Annotated in this window: 15 protein-coding genes; all 15 read right to left on the bottom strand. The window is 43.8% G+C overall.

Annotation, left to right across the window (positions count from 1 at the left end; genetic code table 11):
* Positions 1-52: 52 nt before the first annotated feature.
* Positions 53-1,687, bottom strand: a complete 1,635-nt coding sequence (locus BO18_RS08960) for a DUF6020 family protein (RefSeq protein ID WP_034445508.1) — start codon at positions 1,685-1,687, stop codon at positions 53-55.
* Positions 1,671-2,621, bottom strand: a complete 951-nt coding sequence (locus BO18_RS08955) for a glycosyltransferase family 2 protein (RefSeq protein WP_034445506.1) — start codon at positions 2,619-2,621, stop codon at positions 1,671-1,673. Before BO18_RS08955 ends, BO18_RS08960 begins: the two co-directional genes overlap by 17 nt.
* 211 nt (positions 2,622-2,832) lie before the next feature.
* The gene (locus tag BO18_RS08950) at positions 2,833-3,363 is read right to left on the bottom strand and encodes a GNAT family N-acetyltransferase (RefSeq protein WP_051688596.1); all 531 of its coding nucleotides are present in this window, start codon (positions 3,361-3,363) and stop codon (positions 2,833-2,835) included.
* 19 nt (positions 3,364-3,382) lie between these two features.
* The gene (locus BO18_RS08945) at positions 3,383-5,191 is read right to left on the bottom strand and encodes a hypothetical protein (protein WP_185752382.1); all 1,809 of its coding nucleotides are present in this window, start codon (positions 5,189-5,191) and stop codon (positions 3,383-3,385) included.
* 14 nt (positions 5,192-5,205) lie between these two features.
* Positions 5,206-6,342, bottom strand: coding sequence for a dTDP-4-amino-4,6-dideoxygalactose transaminase (rffA, locus tag BO18_RS08940; RefSeq protein ID WP_034445503.1), 1,137 nt, complete (start codon positions 6,340-6,342; stop codon positions 5,206-5,208).
* A 10-nt stretch (positions 6,343-6,352) separates the two neighbouring features.
* Entirely contained in the window at positions 6,353-6,823 is a 471-nt protein-coding gene (locus BO18_RS08935) for a GtrA family protein (RefSeq protein WP_034445501.1), read from the bottom strand.
* Positions 6,824-6,834: 11 nt separating this feature from the next.
* The gene (locus BO18_RS08930; RefSeq protein ID WP_034445499.1) at positions 6,835-8,595 is read right to left on the bottom strand and encodes a hypothetical protein; all 1,761 of its coding nucleotides are present in this window, start codon (positions 8,593-8,595) and stop codon (positions 6,835-6,837) included.
* The gene (locus tag BO18_RS08925; protein WP_034445496.1) at positions 8,589-9,725 is read right to left on the bottom strand and encodes an acyltransferase; all 1,137 of its coding nucleotides are present in this window, start codon (positions 9,723-9,725) and stop codon (positions 8,589-8,591) included. The genes BO18_RS08930 and BO18_RS08925 overlap by 7 nt, the downstream gene beginning before the upstream one ends.
* 16 nt (positions 9,726-9,741) lie before the next feature.
* On the bottom strand, positions 9,742-11,490 hold the full coding sequence (locus BO18_RS08920) for an ABC transporter ATP-binding protein (protein WP_034445494.1): 1,749 nt from the start codon (positions 11,488-11,490) through the stop codon (positions 9,742-9,744).
* A complete protein-coding gene (locus BO18_RS08915; RefSeq protein WP_034445492.1) occupies positions 11,483-12,550 on the bottom strand; it encodes a glycosyltransferase family 2 protein in 1,068 nt (355 codons plus the stop codon). Before BO18_RS08915 ends, BO18_RS08920 begins: the two co-directional genes overlap by 8 nt.
* Positions 12,551-12,804: 254 nt before the next feature.
* Positions 12,805-14,373, bottom strand: a complete 1,569-nt coding sequence (locus tag BO18_RS08910; protein WP_034445490.1) for a hypothetical protein — start codon at positions 14,371-14,373, stop codon at positions 12,805-12,807.
* Positions 14,374-14,375: 2 nt separating this feature from the next.
* On the bottom strand, positions 14,376-15,383 hold the full coding sequence (locus tag BO18_RS08905) for a glycosyltransferase family 2 protein (protein ID WP_034445488.1): 1,008 nt from the start codon (positions 15,381-15,383) through the stop codon (positions 14,376-14,378).
* Positions 15,376-16,572 (bottom strand): hypothetical protein, encoded by a 1,197-nt coding sequence (locus BO18_RS08900; RefSeq protein ID WP_034445486.1) that lies wholly within the window; start codon positions 16,570-16,572, stop codon positions 15,376-15,378. The genes BO18_RS08905 and BO18_RS08900 overlap by 8 nt, the downstream gene beginning before the upstream one ends.
* 31 nt (positions 16,573-16,603) lie before the next feature.
* Positions 16,604-17,824, bottom strand: coding sequence for a glycosyltransferase family 4 protein (locus BO18_RS08895; protein WP_034445484.1), 1,221 nt, complete (start codon positions 17,822-17,824; stop codon positions 16,604-16,606).
* A gap of 16 nt (positions 17,825-17,840) precedes the next feature.
* The gene (locus BO18_RS08890) at positions 17,841-19,121 is read right to left on the bottom strand and encodes a glycosyltransferase family 4 protein (RefSeq protein ID WP_034445482.1); all 1,281 of its coding nucleotides are present in this window, start codon (positions 19,119-19,121) and stop codon (positions 17,841-17,843) included.
* Between the last annotated feature and the right edge of the window lie 2 nt (positions 19,122-19,123).

Raw genomic sequence — 19,123 nt, 5'->3', positions numbered from 1 at the left:
TAAACGTTTTCCTGATAGTATCCTTAAGCCTAAAAAACCATGTTAAATATTATCACACTTTTGTCACTGTTAAAAGAGGCACGCAAAGCCACAGGTACAGCACATAACGGATCAGATATGTGGGACCTAAGAGCACCGTGCAAAATGTGAGTATCATAGGAAGAAATGGCAGTATCAGACCAAACTTCTTCCTGTAAAGTCTGTAGGCAAACACAAACATATAAATGAATACATAAAGTCCCGGTGTAAAGAAAAGCCTAAGCAGCGGATTGTCCTTCTGGAAGTTTCCTATGGAAATATATCTGTAGAGATTGTCCAGCGGCGGAATCAGGCTTATTCTCTCTCCCGGAGGTTCCACTTCATATCCAAAGTAGGAACTTCCCTCATAAGTGAAGGTATAGACCGTATTGCCTCCATACACATTTATGATTGCCGGCGGATACCAGTAGCCATAGCTTGTAAGAAGCCAGGCATTAAGGTAAGAAGCCGGATGCTGAATGAAAAGCTTGCGCCATACTTTCCAAAAATCACCCTTATTCTCCTCATAAAGGGCGTTGTTAAAATCAACCTTCACCAGGTCTGAAACCCTTGGGGTGTATTTATTAAGATTGTTTTCCGGAATATAGCTCTCTATAAGTACCTTATCCTCTTCAGACAAGCTGTCTTTTTCATAGGTGTAAACCCTTGCCAGCTGCATGATTGGAACTGTGAGCATCTCCTGATGATGGGTCACTTCCTCCACATGACACAAAGCTCCCAAAGCACCGTTCAAAACCAGATAAAGTATTACCGGAGCCGTCAGCATCCCCACCAGAACAGGCTTTAGGGCCTTCCTGAAATAAAGGATCGCAAAGGGAACAAAAACAAGATAGGCGTAGAACCCGTTGTGCCTGAATAAAGGCATGATAGTAGCTGTCAGTACATAAGCCGCCACCTTTTTCTTATCAGAAAGAAAAGCTTCCCTTTCATCAATTAACTGAACAAGCAGAATTGTAAGAAGCAGCAAAAGCGCAGAAAACAGCCCGTCTTTGCAGGAACAGAGCGTGTACATAACGATAGTGGGGAAGGCACCGTAAAAGACGAGCCAGAATATCCTCCATTTCCTTCCTGCTCCCTTCCTCTGTAAATAGGTTACAGCATAGGCAAATATAGCTGTAATGACCAGCATCTGAAGCAGAATATACATGGCGATTCCCAGATTCCAGGAACCGGTGAGCTTATGGAAAAGAGCTATGATCCCACCAAGCAAAAGCACGTGAAACAAAGGATGATGGGTGGTGAAGGTCCTTGTAAGAACCTCATTTAGTTCCTCCTGGGCATCGTACACAAAAAAGCCCGGGAATTCTGCCAAAAAGACAGGTATCCCAAGAAGGAACATAAAACTCCAGTTTATTAGAAAGTCCCTTTTTGTCACCGATATTTCTTTTGCCTTATCAGGAAGAGGAATGAGTCCAAAGAGCTTTCCCTTGCCATTTCTGGCGCTCTCGTAGTTCCTCCATACGTGCCTTGTATCAACAGTTATGATTATAAAAAAAGCTACCATAACCAGCAGGGCATTCTGATCTGTAAGATCAAGCGCATCCCCGCTCTCAAGCTGATAGCCAAATACAAGAAATATTCCTGATAAAATGCCAAACAAGCCTGACATAAGCCAGGCCAGAAGGTTGTTGTTATTTTTCTTTTCCATCACGGGTCGTCTCCCGAATTACAAACTGAGGATTCTTATTCTGTGAGATATAAAGTCTCCCCAGGTATTCTCCCACCATTCCAAGCATGAGCATTGTCATTCCGCCCATGAAGATGATAGCGCTCATCAGTGCAGCGTAGCCCATTGGAGCCACCGGATACACAAGCTTCTTGATGATCGTGTAAATTCCATATAGAAATCCAAGAATTGCAAAAACGCTTCCTGAAACTGTTGCTATCCTTAGGGGCTTTATACTGAAGGCAGTAAAGCCGTTGATCCAAAGTCCAAAGAGCTTTGCAAGGGTATATCCGCTCTGGCCTGTCTCCCTGCGTCTATGGGTAACATCAACATTTACTATGCGCTTTGTGGTACGAAGCACCAGTCCGATGACATAGGGGTAGGAGCTTTCATACTTTATCATTTCATTGACCACAAATCTCTTTACAGCGAAATAGCTGGAAACATAAAGATCCTTTGGCTTACCAAGCATAACTTCTGCCATCCATTCATTCATTGCAGTTCCAAAGTTCCTGAAGAGATTATGCTGCTTGTGGTCATATCTTGCATAAACCGCATCAGCGCCGTCTTCCAGAGCCTTAATAAGCTTCCCGGCCTCATTTGCAGGTGTCTGTCCATCATCGTCAAGGCAGATCACGTAGTCGCCCTTGCATGCGTTAAGTCCTGCCATAAGGGCTGCATGCTGTCCGAAATTCTTGGCAAGATTAATGCCAAGGAGCCTGTCATCATCTCTATCAGCGGCAAGAGCCTCTATAGTGCCCCAGGTATTATCAGGAGAACCATCATTAATCAGGATGATCTCATATTCATATCCGCTGATTCCCTTCATGGTGTCATCTATCTCTTTTACCACCGCTCCCACAGATACTTCCGATCTGTAGCAGGGGATCACATAGCTTATAAGCTTTCCTTCCATTAAGCCACCTCTGTGTTATATATTGAAATCCGGGTCAAAAGTCCGTTCAGCAAATGTATGTACCGTCGCTCAGGGACACTGCACTAAACTCAAAAAAACTTCGTTAAGTGCATGCCCATGGCTCGTACTAGGCTCGAAAAGACCTCGCCAAGTACTCTGCTCAAGAGCTCTAAGCACATAACATTTCCTGAACGAACTTTTGCCCCTCACTTCATAATTCCAAGTCCATCAATATCATATCACCTTTTGTACCATCACTGCACGTTACAGCAGCAACATCCTTACTCTTTCGGAAGCCTGCATGTTCATAACTTCTAATAGCTGAAATATTCCAGATAAAAACCCTAAGGATCAGTTTTTTAAGCTTCATCACGTCACGGGCATACTCTACAGCAAGGGTTGCAGCTTCGTTTCCGTAACCTTTGCCCAGGGCATCATCCTCGCCGATAAAAATACCGTACTCAGCGCTATCAGTTTCATGGTCGATGTCCCTGAAATATACGCTGCCCACGGGCCTATGATCAGCTGCATTTTCGCAGATCATGAACTGGACCACCTTTCCTGTGTCGATCATGGTCTTTTGCCAGTTTCTCTGGCCCTCTAGAGTAAACTCTTCTCTGTATATAAAATTCTGTCTGATTCTTTCTAAGTTTCGCCACTTGACTATCAGAGGGAAGTCTCTCTCCTCCATAAAGCGAAGTGACAGCTTTTGCCCCTTTTTCAGGTATTTTTCTTCACTCATAGATCATTCAACTTTCCATTTACTTTGCTGCAGACACCTTGTAAACCATAAAGGCATCCGTAACCTGGTCAACCTTTTCTACGTTTACAGCCTTGCCCTTATCTTCATAGTATTCGCCAATCCAGGAAACATCAGAGCTTTCCTTGGCTACCACGTAAACGCCATCCTCTAAAAGAGCCTTTTCCATAGACTCAAAGCCGTTGTCAGCCAACTTATCATAATATAGAGGGCTCTTTGAAGCCCAGCCTCCCATGATATCATGATTAGACTCTCTGTTATCAACACGGCTGAACATCTTCTCTGAGAAGGTCCTCTCAGTCCCATCCAGGGCTGAAACGCTGGTATAGACATCAACAAAGTAAAAATAATCCCTGTTACTATCAAAGTAGTCATAGAGCGCATCGTAGTGCTGTCTCATCTTAGCGCGCTCAGCCATCTCATCCTTGATGACGCTGATCTGATTGGGAACAAACATGGCACCTACAATGGCAGCTATGACAAGTGGCATAAAGATGTATCTGCGACTTGTTCTTGCCCTGTCAATGATCATTCCAAAAAGAACAGCTATTTCCATTATATACAGAGGATGGGTTATCCTTATTGGATCCCTGCCCCTTACTATAATATAAAGCCATAGGCTGGATCTGCAGGCAAACAAAAGAACCAGTGAAAGCACTGTCAGAAGTCTCTTTTTCTTGTCCCTTTCAGCCATATAGATCACAAGAGTCCCAAGATAAAGTACCGCCACAATAACATTAAAGGGTGAATCCGTCATGGGATACTCATAGCTCTTTTGAAAGGCCACATGTCTTAATCTGTACAAATACATTGGAATGCTTTGAACAAGCTTAGCAGGAAGAGGCGTCTCATCTGTCTTTAGACTGTCAGCGTAGGTCGCTACCGCCCTAATGACCTGAGTATCAATCTCCTCATCAATCCCAAAGTTATAATTAACAAGAAGCTTTTGCTGGCTCTCTGAAAGGCCTATGCTGTCATAAAAGTTCTTATTTTCCGCATAATCCGGCACGTACTGGAAGTCATAGAGCTCAGTTCTTGCATCAAAGAAGGCATTAAAGGTCTTCCACTCCGGTGAGGAATAGGCAATCCTGTTAGCCGTCAGCGACACAATAAGTCCACCAACTATGACCAGGCATAATACTGCATATTCCTTGAAAAGACTCTTTTTCTCCCCGTACCTTGATACCTGTACTGCTCCATCGTAGTACTCCTTAAGTTCTATCCTTGAAAAGCACCACTTTATTAAAATCCCCACTCCCACAATTGGAAGTGTTAAAAGAAGCATCTCCGACCTTATAAGAAATGCCACTACTATCAGTATCACCGCCAGGACGAAATCTCTTTTCTCTCCCTCTCTATGGGTCATTATGAGAACAACTGCCGTGGCAGACATAAGTCCACAGATAAAGGTATACTGCACAAAGAGGAAATGAGCACCCACTGCTCCCAGCATAAAAAAGAAAATGCTGGCAGCTGCGTAGCCCTTGTAGAGCTTATCTTCGCTCATGGAAAGAGCTCTTTTCAGAATAACAAAGACACAGAAATACTGGCAAAAACATAAAAAGATGCCATACCAGTCAAGCCCTCTGTATACCCTGTAAAGCAGGGATATAAAGGCACTGATGGGGTACAGCATCTGTATATTATGTCCGGCCGGAGTCCCTGTATAGACCCCGGCCAGAATATCCTTCATTAAAACATCGTCGTTAAGGTCAAAATAGTAGTCCCCAAAAATCCCCGCCAGTACAATGATCGCCAAGGTAAGCGTCGCTGATACTATGAAGTTCATACTTTGGGCTTGTTTTTTCATGGAAACAACTCCGTTTATGTGAATTTATAGTACTCCTTAACTCTCATAACTACTTCATCAAGATCATCATTTGTAAGCTTGTAGTACATCGGCAGACGAAGAAGTCTCTCGCCCTCCTTAGTGGTGTACTTGTCCTCACCGTGGAACTCACTGTAAATTAGTCCTGCCTTTGAGGAATGCAGCGGAACGTAGTGGGAAGCAGGAAGGATGTCATTTGACATCAGGTAATCAATAAGCCCCTTCCTCTCCTCGAAGTCCTTACATTTGATGTAGAACATGTGGGCATTGTGAACGCACTCTTTTGGCACATAGGGAAGCTCGATAAGTCCCTTCTCCTCAAGAGGCTTAAGTGCCTCATAGTATCTGTTCCAGTGATCCATTCTGTCCTTGTTGATCTCGTCAGCCATCTGGAGCTGAGCATAGAGATAAGCTGCATTCATATCACTTGGAAGGAAGGAAGAACCTGGCATTATCCAGCTGTATTTATCAACCTTTCCAAGCTTATAAAGGGTTCTGTTGGTTCCCTTTTCTCTTATAATGATGGCGTTATCAACGAAGGTCTCGTCCCTCATAAGGAGAGCTCCGCCTTCGCCCATGCTGTAGTTCTTGGTCTCATGGAAACTGTAGTTGCCAAAGTCTCCGATGGCTCCAAGAGCCTTTCCCTTATAGGTAGACATTACGCCCTGAGCAGCATCCTCAATTACAAAGAGATTATGCCTCTTTGCAATATCCATGATGGTATCCATCTCGCAGGCTACTCCTGCATAGTGGACAGGAACGATAGCTCTTGTCTTTGGTGTGATCGCAGCCTCAATAAGATTTTCATCAATATTCATGGTATCAGGTCTGATATCCACGAATACTACCTTTGCTCCACGAAGAACAAATGCATTTGCCGTAGAAACGAAAGTGTAGGAAGGCATGATGACCTCGTCACCCTCCTTGATGTCACAAAGGATAGCAGACATCTCTGTAGCATGGGTGCATGAGGTAGTTAAAAGAGCTTTTGTGCAGCCTGTCTTTTTCTCGATCCACTCGTTGGCCTTGGCTGTATATGGGCCATCGCCGCAGATCTTCTGATTCTTCACACACTCTTTTATGTATTCAAATTCATGTCCTGTATAGGGTGGAACATTAAAATTTATACGCATAATCTTTTCCTCAGTCCTTCTTCTTGAAAACGATCAGCTTACTGATAATATAGTTGAGCACGATAACCACAAAGGTTGCCCCCAGCTTTACAGGCATCTTGGGGAATCCCATAAGTGTAATGAAAATGAAGATAAGAAGATTCTCAACTATAAGAGTAAAAAGTCTTCCTGCCGTAAAGGAACCGGCCTGTTTCAAAAAATCCTTTTTGGTATCAACCTTTCCATCAAACACCCAGGTTCTGTTGGTAAAGAACTGGAACGCCACACATATGATCCAGTCGATAGTGTTGTTGACCAGCTCATTTAGATGCATCACGCTGTCCATAAACCAGAACAGGAAAATGCTCAAAAAGAAAGTCAGCCCTCCGAAGAAAAGGTACATAAGAGCTTCCTTATACTTCTTGTAAAATGGTTCGAAAATATTAAGAACAGGCAGTGACATGATCCTGTCAAAAATATCTTTTTTCTCTGTATTATCCATGTATATCTTGTTTACTCCTCACTTCTTGTGCCGCCCTGGGCAAAAACTATAAATCTTTCACTCTCAAAGACCTTATTATAATCTTGATAGTTAATATAGTCCATTAAAATATCATATTTCGCTTCTATGTTGGCATATTCGGCCATTTCTTTTCCCACAATCACTGTAGGTGCATCATCAGAGCTTACTGAAAGTTTCTGGAGCTGATCATCAAACTTTTCCACAGAATAGCTGTCAAGATCAGGCCATACTGTATCAATGGCAGGTTCAAGGTCATAAATATATGATAGCCCCGGAATTCCACCAAAGAGGATTACCTTATCATCAAGAAGCTCTTTTTCAGAAAGAGCATCATAAAGCTCGTCCAGACTATCAGCATTGTAACCTGTAGTCACCATGGACTTCACCTTGGGAATACTGCATCCAGCATCCCTGATCTGGCCTTCCATTCCATCTCCAAAGGCAAAACAATAGTGGAAAATGGCCCCCTGTACCAGAACTACTGCGATGACCATAGTCACCATGCCCTGCCAGGGGAAATTGGTCTGCTTCTCTCCAAGTCTTTGCATCATTCTTCTGAAAAACCATAATGTTACAGGTGCAACAACAAACAGATTGTTTATCACAGGATAGGTATAGTTGTTGCTTCCCAGGGGCGTGATCAGCATTATAAGCAGCACAGCAAGGGCCAGAGTCTGCTCCTCTTTACTTCCGTTCAGTACTCCACTACTTCCCACAACAGAAAGGATAATTCCTATGATCACAAACATCATAGCTGCCTGGAAAACCGAATCATAATAATGATAATTCCTGGTAAATACTCCATCTGCAAAGTAGAATCTCACAAGCACAAAAAGCCCTGCCACGTACAAAAGCTTTTTTATCAAAAGATACTTTTCCGGAAGTATGTCAAACATAACCATACCTGCCACTATGCAGGGTACCATAATGATCATGTCTTTTCCTGTGGTCAGATAGGCGCTGATTATAGAACTTAACATGCCACCGGCAGTATAATCTGAAGCCCCACTGGTCATTCCAAAAAGGCTTCCTATCATATCAACGTATGCCAAGGGACCGTACTTTACGGAAATGAAGACAAATGGCAGTACTAATCCGATCAGATATCCCCCAACACACACAAGGGTCTTTTTCAGTGCCTCTATAAACTTGCCTCCGGTGATGATCTCAAAGAACCACAAAACCAGGATCATCCCTGCCTCTACCACATTTGGGAACCTTACCATTACGTTTAGCCCCAGAAAAATTCCCGCCAGAAGAAGGTATCTGTTCTGCTTTTCCCACTCAAACATACCAACCAGAAGGAAAAGAGTTCCCAAAGTAAAGAACAGATAAGTCAGGTAATTGTACAGGATCACTCTCGGGCACCAGCAAAGGCTCTCTGCAATAAACTCACCGATGAAGATCATCCAGCCCGGCATCCATCTCTGAAGCATATAGTAAGGAATGATGGCAGTTATACCGATGATGAGACTGCAATAAAAAGACATTCCAACCATAGTCCCGGCTCCGGGAAGCTTCATAATGGCACTTCCAACCACATTGCTTAAAAATGTGGAAATAGCCCACATGGGATCTATTGAGCCAAAGTACTCATAATTAGAAAGCCCATAGGTCGTGTCAGCTATGTTCAGACCCTGGTTAATGCCAATAAGCGGATACAGGAACAGCACCACAGGGAAAAGACATTTCTCCAGTGGAGCCTGAAATCTCTTTAGATTATAAAAATAACTCCTGATATTGCTCAGCATAATGCCTCGTCCAGTTCTCTTATCTTCTTGAAAAGCCATGTATCATGTAAGACTCTTCCAACATATTCAAAGATCATTTTCCTGATCCAGTCCACAAATATTCCTGCCACAAAAACTATAAGGACAGACAACAGCGCATGCCATGCAAACAGTGGCACGCTGTGATATGGTATCTCCCCAATAAAGTGCTCAAGCCACTCCACCCATCTGTCCTTGATCTCCTCATGCATGTGAAGAAGATAAACGCCAAAGGTCAGAGGCCCGATAGCCCTTACCACATCAGCAGCCCTGTCTTCCCTCATCTTGTAAAACCTAAAAAATGAGAAAAGTCCCAGAGACGCTGTAAGTGTAAATATGAAATTAAAATGGTAGGGCACTGTTGAGTAGTGAACAAGCCCGCCCCAATTAAGGTTTATGTAATAGAGCGAAATGCTCATGGTTGCGATGATACCACAGGAGATCAGGTATACGAGAGCACTTCTTGTGGCGTCATAAAAAAGCGAAACATCATACTTCCTGATGTATGCAGCAATAAGATACAGGCAGATAAACCAACCAAAGTCATATCCATACCTGTCAGTAGCAAGAACAACCGGTACAAAGCTCTTTATAACGCTAAACCAGATGAGAAGTCCTATTATCACTGCCTTTAGCTGCTTTCTTGATAGCTTTTCCGCAGCAGCATTCATGACAGGTGCCAGAATGTACATGATAACGTAGGCAGTAACAAACCAATAATGCTCAGAGGAAATCGGGAATACATACTGGGCAAGCTTATATACTGAGTTATTGCTCTGAAGCACATAGGTTCCAACGATCATCATTGCAACAGAAACAAGGATGGTATAGAAATACACCTGACAAATAAGCTGAAGGATTCGACTTGGCTTTACCTTTCCCTTCGAGAGAAAGTATCCGCTTATAAGAATATAGGTGTTGACTCCGGGAATGCAGAAAGCCTGAATTACAGCAGCAAATATCTGGGAGCCTCTGGCAGGAAGTCCCAGCTGCAAAAGAGCATCGGAGTGAGTATTAAAATGAAGCGTAATGATCATAAGCATTGCTATGATCCGCAAAAGCTCAAAGCTTGGATTTCTCTTTTGTGTTTGTACTTCCCCCGTACCTTCCATAAATCCTCCAAAACAATTACTTTAATGTAGCCTTTCCATCACCAATACTGTAGATCATGTCACACTTCTCAATGGTCTGAAGTCTGTGAGCAATGATAACAAGGGTCTTTCTGCCATGGAGTCTGTTGATGGAATCCATGATAGCCGCTTCAGTGTCATTGTCCAGTGCTGATGTGGCCTCATCAAGAACCAGAACCTCAGGATCCTCAAACAGCGCTCTGGCAATACCAATCCTCTGACGCTGTCCACCAGAGAGACGAATTCCCCTCTCTCCAATCTGAGTGTCCAGACCTTCCGGAAGCTCTTTTACAAACTCATCAAGTGCTGCTTCCTTCAAAGCCTGCCATACCTTGGCATCATCTATCTCATCATCAGGCACACCAAATGCCACGTTCTTCCTGATGGTTGAGTCTGTCATGAAAATAGTCTGCGGAATGTATCCAATGTTCTTAAGCCATCCGGTGTAGTTGGTGTTTACATCAACTCCGTCGGCAAGGATCCTTCCCTCTTCAGGTGCAAGAAGTCCCAGAAGAACGTCCACGATTGTGGTCTTTCCTGCTCCGGAAGTCCCAACGATACCAACACTCTTTCCAACAGGGATCTCCATTGTAGCCTTATCAAGGATCAGCTTGTCAGTATTTGGGTACTTGTAGGTAATGTTCTCCATTCTTATGGTGCTTTGAACTGGGAGCTTATCTACCTTTACCTTTGTGCGGTAATCAGCGCTGTTATAGTTAATGGACTGGTCGTGGATCTCGGACTGGAGATTGTCACTGACATTGTCCAAAAATGGCTCAAAATAAGCGATTGAAGTCAGATAATTGTTAATCCTGTTTGCACTTGGAAGAAGTCTTGCTGCTGCAGCTGCCAGTACCGTGAGCTGTGGAAGCAGTGATGTAAGGCTTGTTCCTGATGCCATTACAGCCAGCATATATCCGATCATTCCGGCTATGGCAATTGTCTCAATAAGAAGTCTTGGAGTGGAATTGTAAAGGTTGTACTTCTGAACTGCATTCACATAACCTGCTCCACAGTCAGCGTATCCGTTTATAAAGTAGTTCTCCTTATTGGCAACCTTTATCTCCTTGATACCTGTCACTGACTCGTAGATCCACTTGTAAAGTCCGCTGTAGTAATCCTGGTTGTCCTGTCCGGCCTTTACCATGACAGGCTTGATGAAGTACTTGATGACCAGAAGAACGATAACAAGAAGAACAGCGATAGTAATGGTCATTTTTGCATCCTGACTAAGAAGGATTGCAACAAGGCAAACAAAAACTATCATCTCACTGATCAGCTGAAGGCAGCTTAAAATCAAGGCATAAAGGTTATTTACATCAGAGGTGATATTCCTTTGAATAACTGTTGTATCAGCATTCAGGTAGTATTCGTAGGGTCTTTGCATGAAGTTGATCATCATGCGTCTTGATGTAGCAAACTGATTGGTGTAAACAAACCTGAGCTGAACAACATTCATGAAATACAGGAAGATGTTCTTTATCACAAATACCAGTATCAAAGACACCATTATTAGGGCTGCCAGCTGGGTCGTACTGCTTAAGTGGAAAAAGTTATAAATACCTGAAAGAAGCTTACTCTCCTCCACCTTCTGGGGATCAATGACCACCTGCATTACAGGAGCTATCATTGCAATTCCCAGAGATTCAAGCACACCACCTATCAGCATCAGCACCACAATGCCTGCCATCTGTCTCTTTTGCTTCCCATCGAGAAGCACCCTGAGTTTACTGTAAATCTTACGCATTCTTTTTACCTCTGATCACATCCCTATAGAACCACAGGAGCCTATAGTAGATATAGAAGAAAAGATGTGACTTCATCTGGAAGCCAACGAGCTTTTTCTCCTCGGGATGGATCTTCTCTATATAATATGGATTATTTTGAAAATCAGGAAATGTCTCCTTCATCTCTCTGCCCAGCTTCTTTGTAAAGCTGTAACAGTCTTTTATCTTATACCTTTGGGGCATGGCTGAAAACAGGGTATTTATATAGAAAAGAACTGTGTACTGAAATTCAATCTCATCCCTGAATCTGTCAAAATAGCCATTATCCTTAGCTTCTTTCACTATCATCCTGCCAGCCACCATGCGGTCTTCCAGATTCTTTCTGGAAATGCTGTGAACGGTGGAGGCATCGTGCTGATAATAAAAATAAAGCGGCTCTTCAATATATTCAAAGTGCTTTGACCTGGTCATCCAGGTATTGCTTACTGCATTGTCTTCGTAAAAAATGTTCTCAGGAAAAACCTTTAGTTTCTCACAGGTGCCAGGCACATAATCCCCAAGGATCAGTTCCCTTCTGTAGACCTTCACCACAAGGCTTCCGGTCTCAATAAGAAGCCTTTTATACTTCTCCGTATCCATTACTCCGGTCTGGGAAAAATTGTTGTTATGTACTATCTTTCCAACCTTGAAGCTGTGCTCTCCGGTAAGATTATAATCGCACCCCACCATATCAGCACCGGTCTCCAAAGCCTTACCAATAAGCCTTTCATAGTAATCCGGAACAATCCAGTCATCAGCGTCTATAAATCCTATCCACTCACCCTTTGCCCTGGCAAGTCCGATATTCTTGGCACCTCCCTGGTGGAGATTCACCTCAGAATGAATAGCTATAAACCTGTCCGGATACTTTTCCTGATATCTCTTTAAGATCTCAAAGGATTCATCCGTTGAGCAGTCATCTACGGCAATTATCTCAAAAGTCCCCGGCTTAAGGGTCTGATTCACCAGACTATCCAGGCAATATTCCAATTTTCCCTCGGATGCCATGTTAAAAACCGGCACGATCACACTTAAAGTCATTCAGAACCTCTCGTGAGTTTATATATGTCCGGGTCAGAAGTCCGCCCTGGTGGGCCTGGAAGCAAAAAGTATGTACCGTCGCTCCAACCTCTGGGCATTCCGAGAAGCCAAGCTGGGAGCCTGTCTTCTCTCCATAGAGCTTGACAATCGCTCCTTGCACATAATTTTTGCTTCCAGGCCCACCAGGGCAGACTTCTGACCCTCACGTCATATTATATGATTCTCGCCCCCAAAGGTCAAAAACGGTTCTTCACCTAGTTCACCTCGTAGGTGGTCCACATATCCTCAGTTGCAACGGTCTTCACCACGCCAAGACCTGGGCAGGACTCGAACAGGTTTGCCATGGCTTCCTGCTTCAGGTCATCATCTGCCACGTAGAGAATGATCTTGTCAGCTGATGTGAGCTCAGGCTCAACTATGCTGTCCAGGTTCTCCTCGTCCATGTAAAAGACCTTTGGATATACCAACAGTTCATCTGTAAGACGCCATACGTTGTGGGGCGTTGCAGGATTAAACATCACCACTGCCACTTCATCCTGATTTTCGGTAGCATATGCTATTTTTTCCTTGTCCTCAGGGTACAGGAACAGTACATTTCTGTCATATACGTGTCCCTTTAGCAAAATAGCCATCGCTACAGCCACAAACATATATACAAGGACAGGATTTCCCATCCTGCGAAGAACATAGTAACCATCCATAAAGATAAGCAGGATCAGCAGGCCATAGATCGGCATTTCGTACCTGTTGGAGGCACTTCCCACCAAAAGTGCAGTCTTGGAGGTCAAAAGAAAATAACCGATTGCTCCCACGATAACAGCCACCACCTCAGGTCTAGGAAGCTCCCCCTTCCTCTTTTTAGAATCTCTGCTGGTGATTCCAAGGAGTACTCCGAAGAATATCATAAAGATCGGCAGTATAAGTGCACCGGCAAATACAAAGTCATTGAAGAGGCCAACAAAGAAGGACAACCTCATCCCCGTATTGGCAAGATCAAAAAAGCTTCCGGAAGCCCCAGTTCCTCTGTATCCGCCAAACATGTGCCTAAGACTAGATGGATAGGTAATCACTGCAAGTCCCAAAGAAAGGCCACATGATAGAACATATATTATCCCGTTTCGAATATCCTTCCTGACAAGCACTATCCAGGCTGTAACAGCTATTCCAATACTTACAAAGAAAAAGATGTAAAAGTACTGGATAAGGAATCCAATATAGGAAGTCACCATAATGGGAACAAGACTCTTCAGAATATAATCCTTTATTTCCAACCCATTGTTATCATATTCTTGCAAAAGCCTCACATGGAAGTAAGCACAGGCCAGTATAGCTGCCCCAAGCCAGGCGTACATTCTTATAAGAATGTTGCAGGAAACAGTCTGAGGATTAAGTCCCCAGAAAACCAGAGTCAGCACCTCCACAACAAGTGGTAGTTTCAGCCTCTCCATTAAAAGACACATAAACAACCAGGCAATTGCAAAGGCAATCAGGTTCGTTATGATACCTGTCCACTTGGTAAATACCCCTGGCACAAAACTGCAAAGAGTGTGAAAAACGAAGTAATAAAACGGAGGGTGAACATCCCAGGACTGTACCAGCTTAACCAGTCCGTAATTAAAGCCTTCCCCTTTTTTTACCGCAAACTCATCAAGAATAGTCTGCCTGTCCTGCCACTGTCTGTCCGGCTGATAAAGTCCTATACTCCTGTTGGAGGAGAAATAGGTATAATACTCATCCTCATGAAATCCGGACTTATTGTACCCATAAAACAGACTAACAGCCACGGATATTACAAATATTAATGAAAAGATTAATTTCTTCAAATCTACAGTCCTCGTATCCTGGCATGGACCTTTCTTACTGTCTTTGGAGCAATTCCCAATAACACCAGATATGTTTTCTGCTTCCCGGTCAGATAGCTGCTTCCCATAATCTTAAATAAATCTGACCGAACCCTGCTAACCACCTGTCTGTAAAAGACATTGTCCTTAGTCATCTTTGAAACCGGAATATGCAAAAGGTAATCTAGCCTTTGTACATAACCAAATCTCTCTGCCACTTTTACCAATGACACATGGTTTTTCTTAACAAGTTCCAGGGCCACATCGGCATTTCTTACTATATCTGTGAATACAGAAGGGAAATAGTCCCTGTCCTGTTCCTTTTTCCTGGAATTGCTTCCTGTTCTATAGAATACGTGATAGTACTGTCCCGGAAGGATCACCAGCTTATTCACCTTCTCCAGCATATGGATCATCAGGTAGAAGTCCTCATTAAGCTCGCCCTCAGGGAATTTCATATTTTCTGTAAACAGGCTCCTTTTTGTAAGCTTAGTGCAAAAGGAGGCATCTCCCTTATGAAGTAGCAAAGTTTCAAGGTGCTCTTCCGGAGTTATTACCGTCTCTTTTTCAGGAGGGATCACCACATCAGGAAGCCTTGTGCCATCCTCAGCTATCTCGTCTCTGGAGGCCTGAACCATGTCAGCATCATACCTTAGGGCAGCCTTCATCAGTGCATTGTACATCAGTGGCGATACATAGTCGTCACTATCCACAAATCCCACATACTCACCTGTTGCGATCCTGAGTCCATGGTTCCTGGCGCTACTGGAGCCTCCATTTTTCTGATGCACAGCTGTCACGTTGGAATATTTAGATGCAAGTTCATCCAGGAGTTTCCCTGTACCGTCTGTAGAGCCGTCATCCACAACGATTATCTCCAAAAGCTCCTTTGGGTAATCCTGAGAAGCCACGGATTCGACACACTTCTCCAGGAGGCCTTCGATGTTATAGGCAGGTATTATGACTGATATCTTATGAAGTTGCTCAGGCATTTCTTACCTCCTTGGAATTAATCTGAAGCCACAGGTCATAGCCCAGGACCATTATGACCATGAAAAGACCTATCGTCAGTGGCCAAAGCACTGTTACAGTAGATCCGAAAAGAAATCTGGAATAGGTCATTATTGTGATCACCTGCATGAAAGCACAGACCACCATTCTTTTATATCTTGTAATTCCGTAAACTACTGCCAGAAGCTCAGGAAAATACCCGTATCGCTCATGCATTACAGGCAGTGTAAACAGGCATATTTCTATAGTAAATATTGCAAGTGTTATTATAAATTCGTAGTCTATCTGCACCTTCTTGTCTCTCATATAGAAGGCAACAACTCCCAGCACTGCCACCGTGGCCATAGTACCGGCAGAGATTATCATCTTCCTGTAGTCTTCCTTTAGACCTTCTGCCACAATGGTGTAGATACTTGGATAATTCATTGTCAGGTAGGTATAGGTGTTAACCTGTTCCAGGTAGATAGAAAGCAACTCTGACAGCCTTCTTCCCGCCAGGAGGGCCGGAATAATGGTAACAAAGATAACAGCAGGAAACCACAAAATATATCTAAGTTTAACTTTCCCCATAAGCCACAGAATGATCAGCAGTGGAATCAAAAATATCGCCTGTTGTTTAAAACTGTAGGCCAGTGCCAGATAGATAAATGTCCTGTTCCCATTGTCCTTCATAAGATGCAAAAGACTAAGAAGCAAAAAAGCCGCATAGATGGAATCGCACTGTGCCCAGGCTGAGCTGTTCAGTACAACGGATGGCAAGAACATTACCACCCCAAAGGCAATTAGTGCCTTGGAAGTACTTCCTTCTGTAACCAGATACGTAATTCGCATGATTGTAATAGCGCAGACAACATCAAATATTACCGACACGCTCTTAAGAAGGGCCATATCAGTCATAAACCCCTTAAGATAATGGAGCATTACAATGATGTACTGATACATACAGCCATAGTTGATCGTACTTCCCGCTGAAGAAAACGGTTCTATTCCGAGATAACCTATTCCTCCGGCATCATGGCACTCCTGCATCCACACTGACAGAAAGTAGTGATAATCTCCTGATTCATAGTCAAAAAGCGCTATCCTCATGGATAAGCCAAGTCCCAGCATCACTGCAAAGAAAAGCACCTCTACCACCCGGACAGTGATGCCAAACAGATTTATTCTCATGTCCAACAGCTCATTAAAAGTTTTCAACACCTTACTCCAAGTGATTTTTTTCCTGCATTGTCCGGATAAATCCCGGAGCCTTAATCACCTTCGCCTTGCTCATAGGGCCATCCTCAGCAGGCGCTGGCTCTTTTCCATCAAGGAACTCCTTGCAGAACCGGACAAGTTCTTTTGCCGCATTATCTGCATTCCACCCGTCCAAAATAGTTTCCCTTGCCTTCTCTCCCAGTACCTTTATTTCATCCTTGTGTTCAAAAAGGTAAGTTACCTTTTCTTCAAAGTCATCATAACTTCCGTTATTATATGTCAGGCCATTCTCGCCGGGATTGATCAAAAACGGAACTGATCCAGCCTCACTTGAAGCAACCACAGCACATCCATTTTCCATGGCCTCGTTCACTACAGCGCCCCAGCCCTCCAGGTAATTGCTGGTGAAAAGAAATACATCCGCCTCCTTCATGTACTGAAGAACCTCTGAAGGCTTTTTCCCTCCGGTGATATTCACTATCTCTGAAAGTCCCTCACGGCTTACCATTTCCCGTAAGCTCTCAAGCAGTGGCCCATCACCAACAAGGTCGAGGCTAAAGCTGTAGCCTTTCTTTTTAAGGGCTGATGCCACCTTCACGGGAAACTCAGGATGTTTAAGCTCAATAAGCCTTCCTGCCCAGCACAGCTTGATCCTGGCATCAGGTGCATCTGCGCCAAGAGTTCTTTTTTCTGAATCGTCAGATGGTTCTTCCTGCTGCCCTTTAGCTCCGGGGAAGTAGCCCCACTTTAGCATTTTTCCGGGATAGCTCTTTATCAGAGAAAAGTCGGAGGCCACATATGCTCCGGTGCACAGGAGGTAAACAGGCTTATTCCTGAATTCGTAGTGCTCTTTTCTCTTACTCATAAGGCCCCGTGGACTTATCATCTTCCACTGTCCCTCACGATATATTCTCTCGCTGACACAAAAAGAGAGCTTCCCCGATGAGAGCCTCTGGCTTCTAAGGTCCGAAAGCATTCCTTCCGTCCACCCAAATAAAACCACGTCACTATCAAGGATAAGCTCTTTTGCCTTCTCCTCATCCCTGTAATATAAAACCAGGTAAGGAAGAGCGCTTTCATCTACCGCCCAGCCCATGCTAAGTCTCTTTTCCTCCATAGGCATGGTCTGAACGAAATAAAAATCTACATCCTCAAGGCGCTGCATCGCCTCGCAAAAGGGTAGCTGATGATGATTTATGTAATTGGAAACAAACGTGATGACCAAAACACAGCTCCCCTTGTCACGAATTTATTGTATGGTATATCTCCAATAGTCTCTTGTAATTGGCATCTGCATTGTGGGTGATCCTTGCATGAGCACTGGCGTTATCCCCATAAACAGCTGCTATCACAGGCTCATCCCATATCTGCAATATGGCTTTTGCAAGATCCTCGGGATTACCCTTTTCAAACAGTATCCCATCCTTATTCTCCTGCACAAGATCAGGTATTCCGCCTACTCTGGATGCCACCACAGGTACTCCAAGCAGCATAGCTTCACCCAGAGAATTGGGCGAATTCTCGATTACAGAAGGGCACACAAATACGCTGCAGCTCAAAAACTGCTCCTTCATCTCCTGGTCGGAAAGGCTTCCAAGCATGGTAACCTTTTTCTTCAGTTTGTTGTGAGAAATAAGGTTCTTTATATACTTGCCGTAGGCACCTGCTCTCATGAAGAACGGGTATTTGCTGCCTCCACGACCGATTATGTTATTCCCTGCAACATATAAATGCGCATCGGGGTACTTCTCCAAAATGGTTGGCATTGCTTTTAAAACAAAATGGAAGCCCTTTAATGGATAATCTCCCTGAGACAGGAAAATGCTGTGGGGCTGTGCCTTTTTCTCGGACCACTTTCCCATATAAAAGCAGGGTCTCATGGTCTCGTTCATTGCAAAATATCTGGCCTGAGGATTTATCTCAGAAGTCTCCTTCTTATCAAAAGCCGTTCTTCCGGTTATATTTCCTGCCAACATGATAGCTTCTCTCTCATGCTCACCACGGATTTTAAACTTCTCCTGCTGCTGCATAAGAGAATCTTCTTTAAGCTTATCCCTCAGGGTCGCAGATCTTTGAACCTCCTCAGGAATTCCTGCCATGTACTCAGCTGCAATGACTGAGCAGATGCCCTGGATTCCTAAAAGAACCTTGTCCGGATTCCCAAAGGCCCTGAGCATAGCCAGTGAATGCGGAAATTCCGTACCAAAGATATGGACCACATCAGGTTTAAAATCATCTAAAACAACATGGAATCTGTTCTCAACTGTTCCGTCATAGACCTCAGGATGATTTAGATCCTCCCTGAAGCCATAGTAGGTGATACCATCAATCTCCTCTTTTGACGAAGCTATTTCTCCCTCAGCAGGAAAACATATTCCAAGTTCGATCTTCTCATCATCCTTCTTTGCAGAAATTATTCTGTTAAGGCAGCCGGAAAGCCATCCCTCCCTGACGGTATAGGGCAGGTCATGAGCTATGGCATAAGCCGGCAGCATGATATTACAAAGCCAGAGTACTCTCAATA

It is taken from the genome of Butyrivibrio sp. AE2032 (genome assembly GCF_000702965.1).
This window is presented reverse-complemented; position numbering and strand designations above follow the sequence as displayed.

Bases quoted from the DNA above. Each gene is read 5' to 3' on its own strand.
- BO18_RS08960 (WP_034445508.1), bottom strand. From the start codon at position 1,687: ATGGAAAAGAAAAATAACAACAACCTTCTGGCCTGGCTTATGTCAGGC.
- BO18_RS08955 (WP_034445506.1), bottom strand. From the start codon at position 2,621: ATGGAAGGAAAGCTTATAAGCTATGTGATCCCCTGCTACAGATCGGAA.
- BO18_RS08950 (WP_051688596.1), bottom strand. From the start codon at position 3,363: ATGAGTGAAGAAAAATACCTGAAAAAGGGGCAAAAGCTGTCACTTCGC.
- BO18_RS08945 (WP_185752382.1), bottom strand. From the start codon at position 5,191: ATGAAAAAACAAGCCCAAAGTATGAACTTCATAGTATCAGCGACGCTT.
- rffA (WP_034445503.1), bottom strand. From the start codon at position 6,342: ATGCGTATAAATTTTAATGTTCCACCCTATACAGGACATGAATTTGAA.
- BO18_RS08935 (WP_034445501.1), bottom strand. From the start codon at position 6,823: ATGGATAATACAGAGAAAAAAGATATTTTTGACAGGATCATGTCACTG.
- BO18_RS08930 (WP_034445499.1), bottom strand. From the start codon at position 8,595: ATGCTGAGCAATATCAGGAGTTATTTTTATAATCTAAAGAGATTTCAG.
- BO18_RS08925 (WP_034445496.1), bottom strand. From the start codon at position 9,725: ATGGAAGGTACGGGGGAAGTACAAACACAAAAGAGAAATCCAAGCTTT.
- BO18_RS08920 (WP_034445494.1), bottom strand. From the start codon at position 11,490: ATGCGTAAGATTTACAGTAAACTCAGGGTGCTTCTCGATGGGAAGCAA.
- BO18_RS08915 (WP_034445492.1), bottom strand. From the start codon at position 12,550: ATGACTTTAAGTGTGATCGTGCCGGTTTTTAACATGGCATCCGAGGGA.
- BO18_RS08905 (WP_034445488.1), bottom strand. From the start codon at position 15,383: ATGCCTGAGCAACTTCATAAGATATCAGTCATAATACCTGCCTATAAC.
- BO18_RS08900 (WP_034445486.1), bottom strand. From the start codon at position 16,572: ATGAGAATAAATCTGTTTGGCATCACTGTCCGGGTGGTAGAGGTGCTT.